Source organism: Thalassotalea nanhaiensis (assembly GCF_031583575.1).
Taxonomy (GTDB): domain Bacteria; phylum Pseudomonadota; class Gammaproteobacteria; order Enterobacterales; family Alteromonadaceae; genus Thalassotalea_A; species Thalassotalea_A nanhaiensis.
On sequence record NZ_CP134146.1, the window covers coordinates 744,968 to 763,545 of the forward strand.

20 protein-coding genes are annotated in these 18,578 nt (G+C 38.7%); 9 read left to right on the plus strand and 11 right to left on the minus strand.

All coding sequences use genetic code 11. The features are described from left to right. The first annotated feature begins 58 nt into the window (after positions 1-58). Positions 59-541: a YcxB family protein gene (locus RI845_RS03360; protein WP_348388347.1), complete on the plus strand. Its 483-nt coding sequence runs from the start codon at positions 59-61 to the stop codon at positions 539-541. A gap of 20 nt (positions 542-561) precedes the next feature. Here the strand turns inward: RI845_RS03360 and RI845_RS03365 are convergent, their stop codons facing one another. The 4 genes from RI845_RS03365 to RI845_RS03380 all read right to left on the minus strand — a co-directional run bounded on the left by RI845_RS03365 (position 562) and on the right by RI845_RS03380 (position 3,387). Continuing rightward, a complete protein-coding gene (locus tag RI845_RS03365) occupies positions 562-849 on the minus strand; it encodes a hypothetical protein (RefSeq protein WP_348388348.1) in 288 nt (95 codons plus the stop codon). A gap of 130 nt (positions 850-979) precedes the next feature. Further along, a complete protein-coding gene (locus RI845_RS03370; RefSeq protein ID WP_348388349.1) occupies positions 980-1,933 on the minus strand; it encodes an SPFH domain-containing protein in 954 nt (317 codons plus the stop codon). Continuing rightward, on the minus strand, positions 1,933-2,850 hold the full coding sequence (locus RI845_RS03375) for an SPFH domain-containing protein (RefSeq protein WP_348388350.1): 918 nt from the start codon (positions 2,848-2,850) through the stop codon (positions 1,933-1,935). The genes RI845_RS03370 and RI845_RS03375 overlap by 1 nt, the downstream gene beginning before the upstream one ends. An 84-nt stretch (positions 2,851-2,934) precedes the next feature. Next, on the minus strand, positions 2,935-3,387 hold the full coding sequence (locus RI845_RS03380) for an NfeD family protein (RefSeq protein ID WP_348388351.1): 453 nt from the start codon (positions 3,385-3,387) through the stop codon (positions 2,935-2,937). Between the two features lie 207 nt (positions 3,388-3,594). Between RI845_RS03380 and RI845_RS03385 the strand changes: the two genes are divergently transcribed. Next, on the plus strand, positions 3,595-4,308 hold the full coding sequence (locus RI845_RS03385; RefSeq protein ID WP_348388352.1) for a CPBP family intramembrane glutamic endopeptidase: 714 nt from the start codon (positions 3,595-3,597) through the stop codon (positions 4,306-4,308). A gap of 79 nt (positions 4,309-4,387) precedes the next feature. On the opposite strand, the gene RI845_RS03390 is transcribed toward RI845_RS03385, so the two are convergent. The 3 genes from RI845_RS03390 to hutC are packed head-to-tail and all read right to left on the minus strand — an operon-like array spanning position 4,388 to position 8,658. Next, the gene (locus tag RI845_RS03390) at positions 4,388-6,388 is read right to left on the minus strand and encodes a urocanate hydratase (RefSeq protein ID WP_348388353.1); all 2,001 of its coding nucleotides are present in this window, start codon (positions 6,386-6,388) and stop codon (positions 4,388-4,390) included. Positions 6,389-6,417: 29 nt separating this feature from the next. After that, positions 6,418-7,935, minus strand: coding sequence for a histidine ammonia-lyase (gene hutH, locus RI845_RS03395; RefSeq protein ID WP_348388354.1), 1,518 nt, complete (start codon positions 7,933-7,935; stop codon positions 6,418-6,420). Positions 7,936-7,956: 21 nt separating this feature from the next. Continuing rightward, positions 7,957-8,658, minus strand: a complete 702-nt coding sequence (gene hutC, locus RI845_RS03400; RefSeq protein WP_348388355.1) for a histidine utilization repressor — start codon at positions 8,656-8,658, stop codon at positions 7,957-7,959. A gap of 438 nt (positions 8,659-9,096) precedes the next feature. Here hutC and sigZ point away from each other — a divergent pair, with 438 nt between their 5' ends. After that, positions 9,097-9,633 carry an RNA polymerase sigma factor SigZ gene (sigZ, locus tag RI845_RS03405; protein WP_348388356.1) on the plus strand — a complete coding sequence of 179 codons (537 nt, stop codon included), beginning with the start codon at positions 9,097-9,099 and terminating at the stop codon, positions 9,631-9,633. 74 nt (positions 9,634-9,707) lie between these two features. Here sigZ and RI845_RS03410 read toward each other — a convergent pair whose 3' ends face one another. After that, on the minus strand, positions 9,708-9,944 hold the full coding sequence (locus tag RI845_RS03410) for an RNA recognition motif domain-containing protein (RefSeq protein ID WP_348388357.1): 237 nt from the start codon (positions 9,942-9,944) through the stop codon (positions 9,708-9,710). Between the two features lie 444 nt (positions 9,945-10,388). Between RI845_RS03410 and RI845_RS03415 the strand changes: the two genes are divergently transcribed. The 3 genes from RI845_RS03415 (at position 10,389) to RI845_RS03425 (ending at position 13,634) form a co-directional block, all read left to right on the plus strand. Beyond that, entirely contained in the window at positions 10,389-11,558 is a 1,170-nt protein-coding gene (locus tag RI845_RS03415) for a pyroglutamyl-peptidase I family protein (RefSeq protein ID WP_348388358.1), read from the plus strand. Positions 11,559-11,649: 91 nt separating this feature from the next. Then, positions 11,650-12,885 carry an imidazolonepropionase gene (gene hutI / locus RI845_RS03420; RefSeq protein WP_348388359.1) on the plus strand — a complete coding sequence of 412 codons (1,236 nt, stop codon included), beginning with the start codon at positions 11,650-11,652 and terminating at the stop codon, positions 12,883-12,885. Between the two features lie 113 nt (positions 12,886-12,998). Next, a complete protein-coding gene (locus RI845_RS03425; RefSeq protein WP_348388360.1) occupies positions 12,999-13,634 on the plus strand; it encodes an OmpA family protein in 636 nt (211 codons plus the stop codon). Positions 13,635-13,698: 64 nt separating this feature from the next. On the opposite strand, the gene soxR is transcribed toward RI845_RS03425, so the two are convergent. After that, the gene (soxR, locus tag RI845_RS03430; RefSeq protein WP_348388361.1) at positions 13,699-14,172 is read right to left on the minus strand and encodes a redox-sensitive transcriptional activator SoxR; all 474 of its coding nucleotides are present in this window, start codon (positions 14,170-14,172) and stop codon (positions 13,699-13,701) included. 225 nt (positions 14,173-14,397) lie between these two features. Here soxR and RI845_RS03435 point away from each other — a divergent pair, with 225 nt between their 5' ends. Further along, positions 14,398-14,820 carry a VOC family protein gene (locus RI845_RS03435; protein ID WP_348388362.1) on the plus strand — a complete coding sequence of 141 codons (423 nt, stop codon included), beginning with the start codon at positions 14,398-14,400 and terminating at the stop codon, positions 14,818-14,820. A 62-nt stretch (positions 14,821-14,882) separates the two neighbouring features. Continuing rightward, positions 14,883-15,095 carry an acetyltransferase gene (locus RI845_RS03440; protein WP_348388363.1) on the plus strand — a complete coding sequence of 71 codons (213 nt, stop codon included), beginning with the start codon at positions 14,883-14,885 and terminating at the stop codon, positions 15,093-15,095. Positions 15,096-15,148: 53 nt separating this feature from the next. Here RI845_RS03440 and rraA read toward each other — a convergent pair whose 3' ends face one another. Together rraA and rpmE are read right to left on the minus strand one after the other, a co-directional pair. After that, a complete protein-coding gene (gene rraA, locus RI845_RS03445; RefSeq protein ID WP_348388364.1) occupies positions 15,149-15,634 on the minus strand; it encodes a ribonuclease E activity regulator RraA in 486 nt (161 codons plus the stop codon). 242 nt (positions 15,635-15,876) lie between these two features. Continuing rightward, positions 15,877-16,089 (minus strand): 50S ribosomal protein L31, encoded by a 213-nt coding sequence (rpmE, locus tag RI845_RS03450; RefSeq protein WP_348388365.1) that lies wholly within the window; start codon positions 16,087-16,089, stop codon positions 15,877-15,879. Between the two features lie 261 nt (positions 16,090-16,350). Between rpmE and priA the strand changes: the two genes are divergently transcribed. Then, positions 16,351-18,573, plus strand: a complete 2,223-nt coding sequence (gene priA, locus RI845_RS03455; protein WP_348388366.1) for a primosomal protein N' — start codon at positions 16,351-16,353, stop codon at positions 18,571-18,573. The last annotated feature ends 5 nt before the right edge of the window (positions 18,574-18,578 follow it).

Genomic DNA, 18,578 nt, shown 5'->3' on the forward strand with positions numbered 1-18,578 from the left:
TTTTGTTATGGGTATTAAATATCGTTAACAATAAAATTTCTAAATAACAGAAGATATTATGAACTTTGAAAGTAAATTTACCCTAAGCAAGCGTCATTTTAGAGAATGTTTTGAACAATCAAGTTCATTACAGCCAAAAACAAATAAGCGCTACTTAAAAGCATTGGCCCTGTTTGTTCTTGGCTTGTTTTTTTACTGGAGCCAAATTGAAGGGCTAAGTGCTCATCTTGGTATGTTCTTTTTTATTCTGGCGTTTGTTGATGCACTTAGTGTTAAGTTTGCTAAAGGCTGGTGGGTTACCAGACAAATGCTTAGTAAAGCTGCAGGTAATGAGGTTACGATAATGCTTAGCGACGACGGTATTAATATTGAGTCAGATTTTGCTAAACAACTATTAGCTTGGTCAGACATTAACACTTACCAAGAAACCGAAAAAGGCATCGTGTTAATGACTATAAAAGCTGGCAATAGCTATATTTCAAAACGTTGTTTTAATGACGATGCTTGGCAGTTTTTATTAGCAAAACTGGCCGGAAAGTAACTTTGATAAATTTATGTCGGTTACTGGCTTGTGGCGTCTTCTTGTTTTTCTTTTGCGAGATTTAAATCAACGCCATCCATCAATAACAATAAGTCAGCAAATGCTTCTCTTAACTTCGATGATAGTTTTTGCGGGTAAGGAGTGCGGTTCAAAGTCGCCTTTGAATTACCGATATAAATAGACTCAAATACCTTTTCTATCGATTTAATATCATTAAAATCTATAGGCTTAGGTGTTATTTTCAACGAGGCTACATATTCGTCATATAGCTCAGTGATTAGTTTTTGAGTGTCTTTTATTCTATCCATGAAGCACCTTATTTTAACTGTATTAATAATAAAAGCACCTAAGGCTAGGTGCTTAGAATCTCATGGCGAGACATAACTAATCAGTTATTAAAGCTATGCTAACAATTAAAATTGTACTCGCTTAATATAGTTATACCTTGTTTTTATTCACATTTGCAAGACCCATAGTGTTCATCCACTGTTGGTAGTCTAGTAAGTTGGCAGGAAGTATAACCTTACGGCTTTCTTTACTCAGCCCTTTCATTTGCTTTAAGTACTGTTCACTTAGTTGCATTTCCAGGGCTTTTTGACCACCTTCCTGGTTAATCACATTGGCCACTTTTTTAATCGACTCAGCGGTTGCTTTTGCTAACGATAAAATTTCTGAGGCTTTACCTTCTGCAGCGTTAATACGACGCTGTTTTTCACCTTCAGAAATGTTAATTGTTTCACGTTTAATACCTTCTGAGCGGTTGATAACACTTTGTTTGTCACCTTCACTTTTTGCCATAATTGCGCGGCGCTCACGTTCAGCATTCACTTGCATTTCCATAGCTAGACGCACTGTTTGTGGTGGCGTTATATTTTTAATTTCATAACGGTGTACTCTAATACCCCAAGCCTCACCGGCTTTATCCAATACATCCACAACTTTAGCACTAATTAAGTCACGTTCTTCAAAGGTACGGTCTAAATCTAACGTGCCTATTACAGAGCGGGTTGTTGTTTGTGCTAATTGCATTGCTGCGAATCGATAATCGACAATACCGTAGCTGGATCTAATTGGTTCAGTGACCGAAATATAAATAACCCCGTCAACTTCAACATTTACTTCATCTTTTGAGAAACACTCTTGTGGCGGCACATCGATAGTTTCTTCTTTTAAATCCTGAATGTATGCAACTCGGTCAATAAATGGTAGCAAGGCATGAAATCCAGCATCGAGAGTTTTATGATATTTCCCTAAACGCTCTACCACATAGGCTGATTTAGTAGGGACTAAGCAAATTGATTGAAATAATTTAACGATAAAGGTTAAAAATATCGCGCCCCAAACGATTAAGACAATTAAATCGGCGGGTGCATAGTTATTTAAAAATTCCATTATTTAGCTCCTTGTGCTGTTGCGGTTACTTTATCCATGCCTTCGAAGAAACCTTCCAACTTAGCGATCTCGCTTGGTAAAATAGAAACATCGGCAGTATTTAATACGTCACCAACTTGTTGGATATACTCTTCCATTAAGCGCATTTTAATCGCGTCATCACCACATGGTTGATTGGCAGCTTCAGCAATTAAACTGATCCCTTGCGCCGTAGCATCAGCGATAATTTCAATTTCTCTAGCGCGACCTTCTGCCTCATTAATTTGTTTTTGTTTATCACCTTCAGACAGGTTGATTGCTTCTTGGCGATCGCCTTCTGATAAATTAATCATTGAGTCACGAGCGGCATTGGCAAGAGTTATTTCTGCACGCTTGTTACGCTCAGCTTCCATCTGTTTTTCAAGGGTGTGAATTACATTCAATGATGGAGTAATGTTACGCACTTCATAACGGAGCACTTTTATACCCCAAGGATCAGAGGCTTTATCGATTTCGCTAACAATGGTTTCGTTTAGTGTGTCACGTTCTGAAAACGTTTGGCTTAAACTTAATTTACCAATTTCACTACGCATTGTTGTTTGGGCTAAGTTAACACTGGCTCGGCGGTAGTCTTCAATACCGTAACTGGCTTTCGCGCCATCCATTACTTTTATGTAAACTAAACCATCTACATCAATTTGAATGTTATCTTTGGAAATACAGCTTTGTGCCGGTATATCCAATACCTGTTCACGAGTTTCATGTCGATAGGCGACACGGTCAAAAAATGGAATTAAAAAATGCAAACCTGGGTGCATTACTGCTCTAAATTTTCCTAGTCGTTCGATAACGCATACTTCGCGCATTTCAACAATAAGCACCAGCTTATATAAAATAAATAATATGCCTAACAAGACAAAAGTTAATACTGCAAACACATGACTCTCCTTAGCTAGAAATTAAGGCCTACGCCTATTTCTACGTTTATTTAGCTTCTATTAAAATAATGTAGTTGGAATTTTTTATGATAATTTTTCGACTACGTAAGATATGTTTTCTCGGCAAACAATTTTAACTTTTTCGCCAGACTTAATTTCGCTGCCATCGCCCAGCGCTGTCCAATTTGTACCTTGAAACACAATTCGACCTTTCTTATTACCAGGGCCAATCGTTTCAATAACATCGACTTCATAGCCAAATACATCCAAATTTTCGTCGGTATTTTCAATTCGGCTGTCACCGCCAACCATCTTTTGGCCAACGTTTCTAAAAACAATAAGTAATACCATTGAAAGGATGAACCATAAGGTAAAGGCATGCATCCAACTGGTAATAATGCCAAATTGCAGGGTTAGTGCTACGGCTAATGCTGAGGTACCAAGAAACACAACAATACCGCCAGGAATAACTAATTCAGCCAGCATCAACACAATGCCAACACAGCCCCAAGCAAAAACATCATTACTAAAATCCATAAGGTACCTCTTCAAAAATAACGACTCATCTGTTAATGAGTCGTTAATCAATATAGCAACATTTTTATTGAATTGCGACATATTATGTCAAGAGGGCGTCTGTTAAATGTAAAAAAGTATTTTTAAAGATAATTAATTTTGACAGAGTCATGCTAGATTAAATATATAATTCATATCATGTTTTTTGCTTTGCAGAAGGGGTTTCAATTGTCTGAACCTGAAAATATACCATCATTACATTCCTATGAACCGCTTTCGCATGCGGTTATATGGATCATGGTTTTGTATGTGCCGACCATATTTTTAAGCGTAGCTATTGTGATGTATGCTGAGTCGAGTCCGCAAATAATGGATACAACCGCTTGGTTAACCGATGGCGATGTAACGACGGTTTTTTCAATTTTAATGGCGCTTGTTACATTGCCACTGTTGGCGTATGGCACAAAAACCTTGTCGGTAAAGCAACGGCTTAACTTTTTTGGATTGCAAAGCTCGTTCAATTTTAACGAGTTTAAACCTTGGTTAATACTCACTTTTGTATACATAGTGTTGAGTTACTTAATTAATATTTTACTCGATGTACGCATACCCGAGTGGATGTTAGACATGAGGGATACGATTGATTATGGCTGGCTGAGTATATTGTCGGTATGCATTATTGCACCTATTTTTGAAGAGCTGGTATTTCGTGGTTTTATCTTTTCTAAAATAGAGCGAACTCGTTTAAGAAAGTCTGGAGCAGTTGTTGTGACTGCGATTATTTTCACCCTTATTCATACTCAATATGAAGGTATTGTATTGGCCGACTTATTTGTACTGTCGCTGCTGCTATCTTTTATTCGTTTAAAAACCAATAACCTTAAATATTGTATTGCCGTACACATGCTAAACAATATGATCTCGGCACTGTTTTTATTTTAAATAAAGAAAAGCCGAAGATGTTATTACACCTTCGGCTTACAATTTTAGTTTCTAGTTTCTAGTTTCTAGTTTCTTCAGCTTACAGCGATAAATTATTTAAAATATCGTCATCAACTAAGTTAGCTAGGGTAACTTTTAGCTTAGGCGTTCTTGCCATTTCTCGTTTAATCGCAAAGTTAGCTTCTTCATTTCGTGCCCAACTGCGTCTGGCAATACCGTTGTTTACATCAAACAACAACATAGATTTAAGTCTACGTTCGGAATCAATGGTGCCATCGAGTAACATGCCAAAACCACCGTTGGTCACTTCACCCCAGCCAACACCACCGCCATTATGGATTGAAACCCATGTTGCACCGCGGAAACTGTCACCAATTACATTGTGAATAGCCATATCTGCAGTAAAGCGGCTGCCATCATAAATGTTAGATGTTTCGCGGAACGGTGAGTCTGTACCACTAACATCATGGTGATCACGGCCTAATACCACAGGGCCAATTTCGCCGCTGTTAATGGCATCATTAAATGCTTTTGCTATTTCAATTCGACCTTGTGCATCAGCATAAAGAATTCGTGCTTGTGAACCAACCACTAACTTGTTTTGCTTGGCGTCTTTAATCCAAGTGATATTGTCTTGCATTTGTTGCTGAATCTCAGCAGGCGACTCTGCCATGATCTTAGTTAATACTTGTGCAGCAATCTCATCAGTTTTATCCAAATCTTCAGATTTACCAGAAGCACAAACCCAACGAAATGGTCCAAATCCATAGTCGAAACACATTGGTCCAAGAATATCCTGAACATATGAAGGGTATTTAAAGTCGATGCCATTTTCAGCCATTACATCGCCACCGGCGCGAGAAGCTTCCAGTAAGAAGGCGTTGCCGTAGTCGAAGAAGTACGTGCCACGAGCGGTATGCTTATTGACAGCATCGGCATGACGTTTCAATGTTTCCTGCACTTTAACTTTAAATAAGTCTGGCTCTTCACGAATTAATCGATTCGATTCTTCATAACTGATGTCTACCGGGTAATAACCGCCTGACCAAGGGTTATGCAATGAGGTTTGGTCTGAGCCTAAATGAACAAATATTTCTTGATCGTAGAAAGCTTCCCAAACATCGACAATATTCCCTATGTAAGCAATCGATACGACTTCTTTATTCGATTGAGCTTCTTTAACACGGGTGATAAGCGCATCCATGTTATCGATAAGTTCATCAACCCAACCTTGCTGATGACGCTTGGTTGCGGCTTTCGAGTTTACTTCAGCACATACGGTAATACACTTAGCGATGTTGCCGGCTTTTGGTTGTGCACCACTCATGCCGCCTAAACCTGCGGTAAGGAAAATTTTACCTTCAGATGTGTCACCTGTATTAAGTACCTTACGGAACGCATTCATCACGGTAATTGTTGTACCGTGAACAATACCTTGCGGACCAATATACATAAACGAACCAGCCGTCATCTGCCCGTATTGAGTAACACCTAAGGCGTTAAACTTTTCCCAGTCATCAGGCTGTGAGTAGTTAGGGATCATCATGCCATTAGTGACAACTACACGTGGTGCATCTTTTGAAGATGGGAATAAGCCCATCGGGTGACCAGAATATAAATGTAATGTTTGGTCACTTTCCATTTCACTTAAATACTTCATGGCTAACAGGTATTGTGCCCAGTTTTGGAAAACTGCACCATTGCCGCCATAAGTAATAAGTTCTTCTGGATGCTGTGCCACAGCAGGGTCTAGGTTGTTATCAACCATCAACATGATAGCAGCCGCTTGTTCACATTTAGCTGGGTAATCAGAGACCGAACGTGCCTTTAATTCATAAGTAGGCTTGAAGCGATACATATAAATACGGCCAAAGTCTTTTAATTCCTGAGCAAACTCTGCTGCTAATTCCTGATGCCATTCTTTTGGGAAGTAACGCAGTGCATTTCTAAGTGCTAGCTGTTTCTCGTCGCTACTAAGAATGTCTTTACGCTTAGGAGCACGGTTAGCATCTACCGGATAAGGTTTAGCTGCAGGTAATTCACTTGGAATGCCTTGCTTAATTTGTTGTTGAAAATTCATTACATTTTCCATTATCTCGGGCTCCTTAATTATTGATCAAAGCTAACTGTAAACGCTTGTGACTTAACCAGTGTTATCATGGCATCGATATCAGGTTTTAATAGTCGGTCTTCTTCAAGTTTGTCGACTTTGCTTCTGATAAGCGCGAAGTTTTTCTCAATCAAATCTGAACATTTATTTGGTCGTCTAAACTCAATTGCCTGAGCGGCATACATTAATTCAATTGCAAAGATTTTATCTACATTGCCTAAAATTTGATTAAGTTTTCTGCCTGATATGCTACCCATAGATACGTGATCTTCTTGACCCATCGACGTAGGTACACTGTCTGCCGAAGGTGGGAAACACAAAGATTTGTTTTCTGTTACTAAGGCCGCTGTCGCATATTGTGGGATCATCATTCCTGAGTTTAAGCCACCAGCTTTGGTTAACAGTCGTGGCAAACCATGCAAGCCTTCCAATAATAAGTAACAACGTCTGTCGGCAATATTACCCAATTCAGCGGCTGCAATTGATGCGTAATCTAACACCATAGCAAGAGGTTGACCGTGGAAGCTACCGCCAGAAATGGCTTCTTCACTACTGATAACAATTGGGTTATCAGTTACCGAGTTCATCTCGATTTCAGCCAACTCTTCTAAATGGTAATAAGCATTGCGCGATGCGCCATGAACCTGCGGAATGCACCTTAATGAATAAGGGTCTTGTACTCGGTCACACTCTTCGTGGTCAGCCATATTTTGTGAGTCTTTAAAAAAGCGTCTCATACGGGCTGCAACTTCCAAGTTGCCTTTAAATGCGCGGGTTTGATGAAGCTCTTCTCTAAATGGTGATTCACTGCCTTGCATGCCTTCGATGCTCATGGCACCTGTTAAGTCTGCTAAGTCCAATAAGTAACGCATTTTGGTTAATGCTGTGATGGCATGAGATAGAATAAATTGCGTACCATTGATAAGAGCCAAACCTTCTTTGGCATGCAAATCAAGAATTTCTAAACCATGTTTTTTAAGCAACTCGGCTGCTGGAACAATTTTATCGTCTTGCCCCTCTTCACTTTGCCAGAATTCACCTTCACCAATAAGTGGTAAGAACAAATGAGAAAGTGGCGCTAAATCGCCAGAGGCTCCTACTGATCCTTGCTCTGGAACAACAGGAATTAGGTCTAGTTCGATAAAAGCTAACATACGCTCAACGACTTCAAGACGGATACCTGAAAAACCACGACTTAAGGCATGGACTTTGGTGATCAACATTAGCTTTGAAATTGCTTTAGCAATTGGCTCACCTACACCTACTGCGTGGGTAATGAGTAGGTTTTTTTGTAATAGATGGGTTTCTGCAGGTGAAATTTGAGTATCACACAGAGGACCAAAACCCGTATTTATACCATATACAGGCTTATCTGAACTTGCCATTTTTTCGACATTTTGTCGACTTTTATTGATTTGATCTAATGCTTCTTGGCAAAGGGTTGCCTTGATACTACCGTCGGCTATGCCGTTCACAATATCAAGTTCTAGACGGTCGACACCATATTTAAACGTCACATTGTTCTCCTAAATATTCTCTTAAAATTTTAAATGTCCACCAAGGCGATACTTATCACCTGGTGAAGTCAAAATAGCTAAACTAACCACACCCTGAGATGACCAGGTGCGGCGCTTCACTTGTAAACATGGTTGTTCGCCTTTAATGGCCAACAACGCAGAAATTGTAGCTTCACTCAAAACTGCCTCAATTTGATGAGTTGCTTCGGTAAGCGGTGCTTCTTTACTTAAATACTCATGCGGAGTAATAACTGAGAAGTCTTGATTAATATAATCAGGCACTAAGGCAGCATTCACATAACGCTGCTCTAGCTGAATTGGTTGATCATCTTGCATATGCAAAATTTTTGAAAAATACGCATTATCACCAGCGGCAATATCCAACTCGATGGCAATCGCTGCATCGGCTGATAATTTTTCAATGCTGATAAGCCGTGCTGAGTAATGATGGCCTGCTTCTGTTACTTCTTCGGCAATATTACGAATTTCTAACAATGACGACTGAGATTTAAAGCTGGAAACAAAGGTTCCAGAGCCTTTCGAGCGATTTAATACACCTTCATCGGTTAACTCTTGTAATGCTCTGCGAGCAGTCATACGAGAAACGTCAAATTGTTCTGCCAATTCATTTTCTGAAGGAACGCGCTGATGCTCAGCCCAGTTTCCTGATTCAATTTGTTGAAAAATGAACTGTTTAATTTGTGTAAATTTAGGCGTTGTCATCATATTCCTTGAGATTTAAATTTGCTTAACTTGTATATACAATTAAAAGCGAAAGGTAATATCGCATAAAAAATCTGTATATACAAGTTGTCGGGCGAATTATTACAGCATTAAATAAATTATAAAAAGATGCATCCTTTTCAAACTTCGTACGTCTTTAGTTGTGAACATACTATTTTTTCAAAGCCTAAAGAGGTGCTAATATGAATACTGCAAATATTGATAATCAAACCAAACTAACAGCATGTAATTGTTGTAACTGTGAATGCTACTGCAAAGAGCAACAATGTAATTGCAATACATCTTGTCAGTCAGAACAAACAAAGTGCGAATGTAGTAACTGCACATGTACAACCAGCCAAGGTTGTTGTGGTTAACTTTTGATAATTTATGCAAGGTAGTAGCCGCCTATATAGGTGGCTACTAAAAGATCAAAACATGATAGAAACCATTTGGAAAAATTTTCATCAACAACTATTTAATTTTATAAATAGTAAAGTAAATGATCCCGCTACCGCAGAAGATATTTTGCAAGAAGTGTTCATTAAGGTTCATAAAAACATTGAGAATTTATCATCAACAGACAAACTGCAATCTTGGCTATACCAAATTTGCAGGCATGCAATTATTGACTATTATCGAGTCAAACGTCTTGATACTACTGATGAGAATTTAGAGCTTATTATTGCCCCGCAGCAAGATAACAATGATCAGGAACAACTTAATCGATGTATCAGAGCATTAATTGCAGATTTACCTGACAAAGTAAGCGATATCTTGATTGAAAGTGAATTGAAACAGAGTAAGCAACAAGCTATTGCTGACAAGCATGAGTTGAGTTTAGCTGCAGTAAAATCACGGATAAAGCGAGGTAGGGAACAGCTAAGAACTAAACTTCAAGCCTGTTGCGACTTTGAGTTTAAAGAACATGGGCCTGAAGCTGATTGTAAAAATAACTGTGGCTGTGAAGGTTAAATTTTAGCAATAGAGTAAATGTTAGTTGGCTCAGGTTAGTTGAAACCAGAGCCTACTGTTGAATAAAACTGATTTTACTGAGCTATTTTTACTCTAATTTTATTCTTGGCAATTCTTTTTTCGTGCAAACTTTTTAATGCAACAGCTGCTTCCTTTTCATCAGGCATTTCTACAAAAGCAAACCCTTTTGATTTTCCTGTTGCTTGATCTAATACTAAAGTACATTCAGTAACGTAGCCATGGGCAGTAAATAGCTGACGAATTTCTTGTTCGGTTGTTGAGCGTGATAGGTTACGAACTAAAAGTTTCATAATGATCCATGTGATAAATAAATATATGCTGAATTATCGCAACTAATTCTGAATATACCAAGTTATTGTTTTAAATTTGGCGTGTTTAGTCATTAAAGGAAGTTATATAAAATAAAGGATTTTTCAAATAAATGATGTAATACCAATCTGCATAAGGAATGAGTCACTCAGCGATACTAAAAGAGCTTTAGGCAAGGCTTTCATTTTGTACTGTGGTTATTCGACTGAAAAAATGTTTAACGAAGTTTAAAACTCTTTTAGCATCGCCCTTTGGGTGATTATCAAACCCACGATAACGGCCCTAAATTTAAAGAAGATAGAATAACTATCTGCTTCAAATTTAGATTGTTCTAGTGCGTTTGATAAACACTGAGTTGACTATATACTTATGCAGGTTGGTATAATATCGCCCCAATAAAAATCGTTTTAGGAATTTTGTACCTCATGCATAAAATCACTTATACCTTAGTGTTAATCTGTACCGTTGTGTTTAGCGGTAATTCGCTAGCAAACGTAAATACATATCTCACCGTTGAAGAAGTCAAAATAGGTAAAGCAAAAAAAGATCTTCCCCAAGTTACGAGTCAGTTTGATGTATTAATTAACCAATTCACTGCCGAACTTGTAAAAGTTGATAATGAAAAAAGTTTACATTCGCTAGCAAGTCAATTTGCCAATACGTTATGGCAGCAAGCCACAGCTCATATGCAAACCAATAAAACCTTTGATGACAGAGCGCTGTATTGGGGACGTTTACAAATGGCTAAGCAGTTAAGAGTATCTGCTGCGTTTTATCAACTTCCGGAAACGGCACAAACTAAACTGATGAGCGATTTTGAATTAGCCAGCCGTGGTTTAAGTGATGTGAAGTTCACAAAAAATACCGATAAAAAAATATTAGTTACCGGCTTTGACCCATTTTATTTGCACCGAAATATTGCTCAAAGTAATCCTTCGGGTATTGCGGCCATCAATTTAGATGGTGTAGTGATTGAACAAGGCGGTGTAACAGCTGAAATACAAACCTTAATTGTGCCGGTGCGTTTTGCCGATTTTGACCAAGGCATGATAGAAACGATGTTAACGCCTTACATTAAATCAGGTGACATCGATATGGTTACTACGATAAGTATGGGTCGTAAAGATTTCTACTTGGAGCGCTTTCCTGGACTTCGTCGCAGTTCAGTTGCACCTGGTAATTTAGGCGTTTACACCGGTGCAAACAGTAAGAATCCTTTAGTTCCTTTTTACCAAGGTAAACCTTTATCTGGTCCTGAATTCGTTGAGTTCAGTTTACCGGTTGCGGCAATGCAAAAAGCAACAGGTAAATATCAAGTTATTGATAACGCAGCAATTGAAACGTTACAAAAGGGTAATTTTGAAGCAAGTAGTTTAGCTGAATTGTCGAACCAAACTGCCGTGCAAGGCTCCGGTGGTGGTTATTTGTCGAATGAAATTTCGTATCGTAGTATTTTAATTCGCAATCAATTTAACCCTGACTTACCGGTAGGACATATACACACGCCACGTATTAAAGATTGGCAAAAAGAAGAAGTAAAAGCCATTGTTGAACAAATTGAACAAATGTTTCTTCATGCAATAGCTGATATTTAATAGAAACTTTACCTTCTTGTATATACAAGTATTGCTAGTCTTGAAGTTTTAAGCTACATTTCGCTTATTATTGCAGTTAATGGAAAACGATATGACCTTACCAAGCGCCAATTGGCAAATGCTATTTATTAATGTAAACATTGCGACTATGAGTCAAGGCGGTACTTCTTATGCCGCTATTGAGGATGGTGCATTGGCAATTAACGACGGTAAAATTGTTTGGCTAGGTAATAAAGAGCAACTTCCTGAATTTGATGAAAGTCACGTTGAAATAATTGATGGTAAAGGTCAATGGTTAAGTCCAGGCCTAATCGATTGTCATACTCATATTGTTTATGGCTCGCACCGCGCTAATGAGTTTGAACTGCGTTTACAAGGTGCAAGTTATGAAGAAATCGCGCAAAGTGGCGGTGGTATTGTTTCAACGGTAAAAGCGACTCGTGCAGCATCAGAAGATGAGTTGTTTGCAAGTGCTTACAAACGCCTTAATGCCTTGCATAAAGAAGGTGTAACCAGTTTAGAGATAAAATCAGGTTACGGTTTAGATTTAGAAACCGAAGTTAAAATGTTAAAAGTGGCAAATCGTTTAAGTGACAGCTTGCCGGTTACTGTGCAAAAAACATTTTTAGGCGCGCATGCATTACCGGTAGAATATAAAGACGATGCTGATGCATACATTAAACTTGTATGTGAGCAAATGATCCCTGAAGTTGCCAAGCAAAATTTAGCCGATGCCGTTGATGTATTTTGTGAAGGGATTGGTTTTTCATTAGCTCAAACTGAAGCTGTGTTTAGTGCTGCCAAAGCACATAATATAAGAGTGAAAGTACATGCTGAGCAGTTATCTGATCTGGGCGGTACTGAGCTGGCTGCAAAATATAATGCCTTATCAAGTGACCATCTGGAGTTTTTATCTGACGATGGCGTAAAAGCCATGCAAGCAAGTGGCATGGTTGCGGTGTTGTTACCTGGGGCATTTTATTTCTTAAGAGAAACCAAATTGCCACCAATTGAAATGCTACGTGCTAACAATGTACGAATAGCCATCGCCAGTGATGCAAACCCAGGTTCATCACCTATTAACTCTATTCAATTAATGCTGAACATGGCTTGTACATTATTTAGATTAACTCCAACTGAAGCATTAGCTGGGGTTACTTGTAATGCTGCAAGAGCATTAGGTATTGATGATAAAGTTGGCGAATTAGCGGTTGGTATGGATGCTGACATTGCCATGTGGGATATCGAACAACCGGCAGAGCTTTGTTATCAATATGGTGTTAATCCATTAATGGGTTTATACAAACTAGGCAAAAAAGTTTTATAAATAAACACACATTACTTACTTAAAATTTGTAAAATAGGGCAAGTTGTTCATCTTACGTTCAGCTTGCTTTTTTAATAATAATCACAATCATCATTTCAAAATTTGGACCCTTTATGTCAACGAAAAAATATATCTTTCCGGTTTTAGCGCTTTCATTAATCTTTTCAGGTTGTGCATCAACTTCTTCTAACGCTAGCAAAGGGGCAGCTATTGGCGCCATCACAGGCGCTGTTTTGGGTAAGTCTACCAGTAACCATAAAAACAAACGTGCCGTTTGGGGCGCAGCCATTGGTGCACTTGCTGGCGCCGCTATTGGTGATTATATGGATAAACAAGAAGAAGAGTTTCGCCAAGAGCTTGCGGGCTCAGGTATAAAGGTTGTGCGTGAAGGCGATAATTTGCGTTTGATAATGCCAGCCAACATTACGTTTGCATCGAGCCAATCTAATATCAACTCAAGTTTTCATACTACCTTAAATGATGTCGCTAAAGTGTTAGGTAAATACGATAAAACGCTATTAAAAATTGAAGGCCATACCGACAGCAGCGGCAGTGAAAGTTATAACCAAACACTGTCTGAAAAACGTGCTGAAAGTGTGAAGGTTTATTTGATGCATCAGGATATTTTAGCCAGTCGTTTACGTACTGTAGGCTTTGGTGAATCACGTTCTATTGTCAGCAATAATACGCCAGAAAATAGAGCGTTAAACCGTCGTGTAGAAGTAAAAATTATGCCTAACGAGGCTTAATGCCAACGCTGTAATATAATCAATGGGTCGATGTTTTCGGCCCATCTCTACCTATTTCAACAATTTATTTGTCTAGAATTAACGGCCCAACTCCATCTTCTGCGAGTATATCTTCTGGGTTATAAATTGGACATTTTGTCATAGACAAACACCCGCAACCAATACAACCCGTTAACGAGTCTCTCAACTTTTCCATGTAAGCAATACGCTGATTGAGTTGCTGTTGCCATTCTCGCGATAATCTGGCCCAGTCATCTTTATTTGGTGTGCGTTTATCAGGCAAAGTGGCAAAAACAGTTTTTATCTCTTCTAAGCTTACTCCCATTTTTTGAGCGGCTTTAATCACCGATATTCGCCTCAACACATCTCGTTTATATCTTCTTTGATTGCCTTGGTTACGCCAGCTTCTGATCAATCCTTTTTCTTCATAGAAATGTAACGTTGAAACTTTAACGCCACATCGCTTGGCAACACTACCGACAGCAAGATTTGCTTCTTCTAACATGCACACCTCTAACCAATTGGGATTTTTTTTCATATTAATGAAAAAAACGCTTTACCTCAAGTTTGGTTGAGGTTTTATGATGTGCTCAATTACTAAAAAGGAGCAACACTATGACTACTATTAAAGCCCAAGCAAGAAACCTTACATTGGATCAAAGAGATAATAAACATCCCTATATCAGCGCATTTTGTCATTTATTTATTCAAACAATGCATAACAAATAAGCCATTAATTCATACATACTAATAAGGAAAATCCATGTTGTATTTAGAACACCTGAATTTAGTTGTGCAAGATATTCCAAGCACATTAAAGTTTTATCAAGCTGCTTTTCCACACTGGCAAGTACGTGGTGGTGGGGAGGCGCTCTGGTACGGTAAGCCAAGAAACTGGCTACACTTTGGCGATGATTACCAATATCTGACATTTAATGATGATGGTGTTGGCGATAACCGAGATCTTAGCGGCCACCAAGTTGGTTTAGCCCATTTTGCTTTCGTAACAAGCAATTTAAGTGCTTTGATTGACCGCTTGAAAACATCTGGTTTTGACATTGCTAAAGATGGTGCAGATTCAGCCTATCGAAACAATGTATATTTTTTAGATCCTAATGGTTATGAAGTAGAGTTTGTTGAGTACTTAAGTGATATACCGAAAGAGCGCAACAGTTACGATGAATGATAAATTCTTGTTTGATTACTATAATATAAGTGATGGTTGGTTTTTAATTATCGAGGTGACTTATGTTTTTAAAACACAGAAACAATGGTGATATGGTGGATGTTAGCGATATTAGCGATTTGACCAATTTATTTCATCAACGTGTTTCAGGAAGATATCAAGCAGGTGAAGAGTTACAAGATCCTGAAGAGTTTAATAAAGCAGATTTAGTTTTTCTTTCAGGAGAAGAACTACCTCGTTGTTGGTTGGATCCTGATTATCGAAGTCAAAAATAATAGTATTATTTACATTAAAAGAGCCATGGCAGAATAAGGCCATGGCATCTTTATTAATCAATATCGAGAGCGTCTTGCGATAAGATGATACCGGTATTATCAGCGTAAATATGATCGTCAGGCAATATGGTTACGCCAGCAAAGTTTACTGCTAAGTCTGTTTCACCTACATCGGTATCTTCCGCGCCAACCGGGATTGAAACCATAGCTTGAATGCCAAGTTCAATCTCTTCAAGTAAATCAACGTCGCGTACACTGCCATAACAAATGATACCTTCCCAGCCATTCTTAGCTGCAGTTTCGGCGATATAAGAGTCGATTAAAGCACGTCTTGTTGAACCGCCACCGTCAATGACTAGCACTTTACCTGTGCCATCTTGTTCAACGATTTCACTTATGATGCCGTTAGATTCAAAACATTTAATGGTCACAACCGTACCACCAAAAGAGCTACGCCCACCATAATTACTTAACATTGGCTCTAAGACATCTATTGAGTCAGCATATAAATTACATAGTTCTGAGGTGTTGTATTCCATGATTTACTCCATCTTAGCCAATAGGTTAAGTAATTGAATTAATTCTAGTATAACCCTTAGGGATGAAGGAACAAGGAAAGTTTTTAAGTTGTTGTGAGTTAAATAAAATTAATTAGAAGTAATGGGGTTGTGGATGGAGAGTAAACCCTCCCTATCCGCCATTCGTGGCTCGGGAGGATAAGCACTTTCATGTGCAAAAAAAAAGCACCCTAAGGTGCTTTTTCATTCGGTTATTAAGTCGATTATTTAGACTTAAGAGCACCGAAACGTTTGTTGAATTTATCAACACGACCACCAGTTTCAGCAGCTTTTTGCTTACCAGTGTAGAACGGGTGACATGCAGAACATACGTCTAAGTAAATGTCTTTACCGCGTGTTGATTCAGTTTCAATAACGTTACCACATGAACAAGTTGCTTTCATGCTTGTGTAATTTGGGTGGATATTTTCTTTCATGGAAAACCTCTATTTTTTAAGGCCGTATCGCCGCTTGATCAATTGCCAAGTACCATACGAGTTACAATTTAAGTTGGCGGATCATACGGGATCAAGAGCGGATGTTCAACTAAAATAGTTAAAAAGTAGACAATTTATTACATTACTTTATGAATAATCTAAATTACTCAACTTCCAAGTAAACGTTAGATAATAATTAACTTGGCAAATTGCTTTTAACTCGTCAGAATAAATTAAAATAATATCAGTTAGACCAATACCTTGGATAATCAGTTAACCTACTTACAAATTGCCTTACCGATACCTATGCGGCAAAGCTTTACTTACTTGGTGCCACCGGCATTAGAGCAAGAAAACTTTGTAAAAGGTGATAGGGTGTTAGTGCCTTTTGGTCACCGTAACTTAATTGGTGTAGTGCTTGCTGTAAGCGACGAGTGTGATGTTCAAAGCAGTAAGCTTAAAGCTATTATTGAGCGGTTAAGTGAAGAGTCACGGTTATCAGAGCAACAGGTCGACTTTTTAAGTTTATGTGCGCGCTATTATCATCATCCTATTGGAGATGTCGTAACGCAGGCTTTGCCGGTATTGTTAAGACAAATTAAACCCGTTGATTTAAGTCCGCCAGCATGTTGGTTAAAAAATTCACGCTTAACGGATGATGAGTTTACTGCCATTGTCGATGGATTTAAAAAATCAGCAGCAAAACAAAAAGCTTTGCTTGAATTTATTTGTGAACATGATGAACTTACTTGGCCGGAAATACGAATGGCAGGGTATAGCAAAGCGCAATTAAATGCCTTACTTGGCAAAGAGCTTATTGTTGAGCAAGCGGTTAAACAAGAGCCTTTCGTTTGCAAAGAAAAATCGATAAATCATAGTGATAAGCCGCAACTCTCAGTTGAACAGTCACTTATTGTCAGTAGTATCAATCAGCAACTCGATAGTTTTTCATGCCATTTAATTGATGGTATTACCGGTAGCGGTAAAACAGAAGTGTACTTGCAAATTATTGAGCAAGTATTACTGCAAAATAAACAGGTATTAGTTCTTGTGCCTGAAATCGGCCTAACACCACAAACCTTATCTCGATTTGAAAAACGCTTTCGCGTGCCTGTGGTGTTGCATCATTCTGGGTTAAACGATAAAGAGCGTTTACAAACTTGGCATCAAACTAAGCAAGGTAGAGCGGCAATTATTATTGCAACTCGCTCAGGGGTGTTTACGCCATTAGTAAAACCTGGAATTATCATTATCGATGAAGAGCACGATGGCTCGTTAAAACAGCAGGAAGGGTTTCGTTATCACGCCAGAGATGTCGCGATATTACGAGCAAGGCAATTGAACATTCCTGTTGTACTTGGCACCGCAACACCTTCATTAGAAACATTACAAAATGCCTTATCTGGTAAATACCAATACCATCAGTTAACAAAGCGTGCAGGTAAAAGTAGCAAAGCAAGTATTTCACTGATTGACATGGCCAGAGAGCAAGTTGAATTTGGTTTATCAGGTACGCTTAAAAAAGCCATAGAAGATACACTGAAACGCGGCGAACAAGTGTTGATATTTTTAAACCGACGCGGTTTTGCCCCTGCCATTTCTTGTCAGGAGTGCAATTGGATATGTGAATGTCAACGGTGTAATAAACCATACACTTTGCACCAAGGACAAAACTTATTAGTTTGTCATCACTGTGGCAGTCAAAAGCGCATTACAAGGCAATGTGATAGTTGTGGCAGCGTTCGTCTTAAGCCATTAGGGCAAGGCACTGAACAGCTTGAGCAGCGTTTGGTAGAGTTGTTTCCTGATTATTCTTCGGTAAGGATTGATCGAGACAGTACCCGTCGTAAAGGAGAACTCGCTAAACTATTACAGCAAGTGAGTGATAAAGAGCATCAAATATTGGTCGGTACGCAAATGCTTGCAAAAGGTCATCACTTTCCTGATGTAACGTTAGTTGCGGTATTGGATGTAGATGGCGCATTATTTAGTTACGACTTTAGAGCGCCAGAGCATATGGCGCAATTGTTGGTGCAAGTTGCAGGCCGTGCTGGTCGAGAAAGTAAACCGGGTAAAGTTATGGTGCAAACTCAATACCCAGAACACCCGTTATTACAAGATTTAGTACAAAATGGTTATGAGCACTTTGCTCGCTACGCATTAATTGAGCGCGAACAGGCAATGATCCCACCATTTGCTTTTCAGGCATTATTTAGAGCGGAAGCCAATTACCCTAGTACGCCACAAGCGCTTTTGCGAGATGTAAGCCAGCAAGATTTTACTGGTTGTATGGTGAGTGGTCCAATAGCTGCAGCACAAGAAAAGAAAGCTGGCAAATATCGTTTTCATTTATTATTACAAGCCAAAGAACGTAAAGACTTACATCGCAGCGTACAGCAAATATTAACAAATATTAGCTGCCATGAATTAAACACTAAAGTACGGTGGAGTATTGATATTGATCCACAGGAACTGAGTTGGTAAGCATC

Excerpts from the sequence above, each read along its gene's own strand:
- RI845_RS03360 (WP_348388347.1), top strand. The coding sequence starts at position 59 with ATGAACTTTGAAAGTAAATTTACCCTAAGCAAGCGTCATTTTAGAGAA.
- RI845_RS03365 (WP_348388348.1), bottom strand. The coding sequence starts at position 849 with ATGGATAGAATAAAAGACACTCAAAAACTAATCACTGAGCTATATGAC.
- RI845_RS03370 (WP_348388349.1), bottom strand. The coding sequence starts at position 1,933 with ATGGAATTTTTAAATAACTATGCACCCGCCGATTTAATTGTCTTAATC.
- RI845_RS03380 (WP_348388351.1), bottom strand. The coding sequence starts at position 3,387 with ATGGATTTTAGTAATGATGTTTTTGCTTGGGGCTGTGTTGGCATTGTG.
- RI845_RS03390 (WP_348388353.1), bottom strand. The coding sequence starts at position 6,388 with ATGAATTTTCAACAACAAATTAAGCAAGGCATTCCAAGTGAATTACCT.
- hutC (WP_348388355.1), bottom strand. The coding sequence starts at position 8,658 with ATGACAACGCCTAAATTTACACAAATTAAACAGTTCATTTTTCAACAA.
- sigZ (WP_348388356.1), top strand. The coding sequence starts at position 9,097 with ATGATAGAAACCATTTGGAAAAATTTTCATCAACAACTATTTAATTTT.
- RI845_RS03410 (WP_348388357.1), bottom strand. The coding sequence starts at position 9,944 with ATGAAACTTTTAGTTCGTAACCTATCACGCTCAACAACCGAACAAGAA.
- RI845_RS03415 (WP_348388358.1), top strand. The coding sequence starts at position 10,389 with ATGCATAAAATCACTTATACCTTAGTGTTAATCTGTACCGTTGTGTTT.
- hutI (WP_348388359.1), top strand. The coding sequence starts at position 11,650 with ATGACCTTACCAAGCGCCAATTGGCAAATGCTATTTATTAATGTAAAC.
- RI845_RS03425 (WP_348388360.1), top strand. The coding sequence starts at position 12,999 with ATGTCAACGAAAAAATATATCTTTCCGGTTTTAGCGCTTTCATTAATC.
- soxR (WP_348388361.1), bottom strand. The coding sequence starts at position 14,172 with ATGAAAAAAAATCCCAATTGGTTAGAGGTGTGCATGTTAGAAGAAGCA.
- RI845_RS03435 (WP_348388362.1), top strand. The coding sequence starts at position 14,398 with ATGTTGTATTTAGAACACCTGAATTTAGTTGTGCAAGATATTCCAAGC.
- RI845_RS03440 (WP_348388363.1), top strand. The coding sequence starts at position 14,883 with ATGTTTTTAAAACACAGAAACAATGGTGATATGGTGGATGTTAGCGAT.
- rraA (WP_348388364.1), bottom strand. The coding sequence starts at position 15,634 with ATGGAATACAACACCTCAGAACTATGTAATTTATATGCTGACTCAATA.
- rpmE (WP_348388365.1), bottom strand. The coding sequence starts at position 16,089 with ATGAAAGAAAATATCCACCCAAATTACACAAGCATGAAAGCAACTTGT.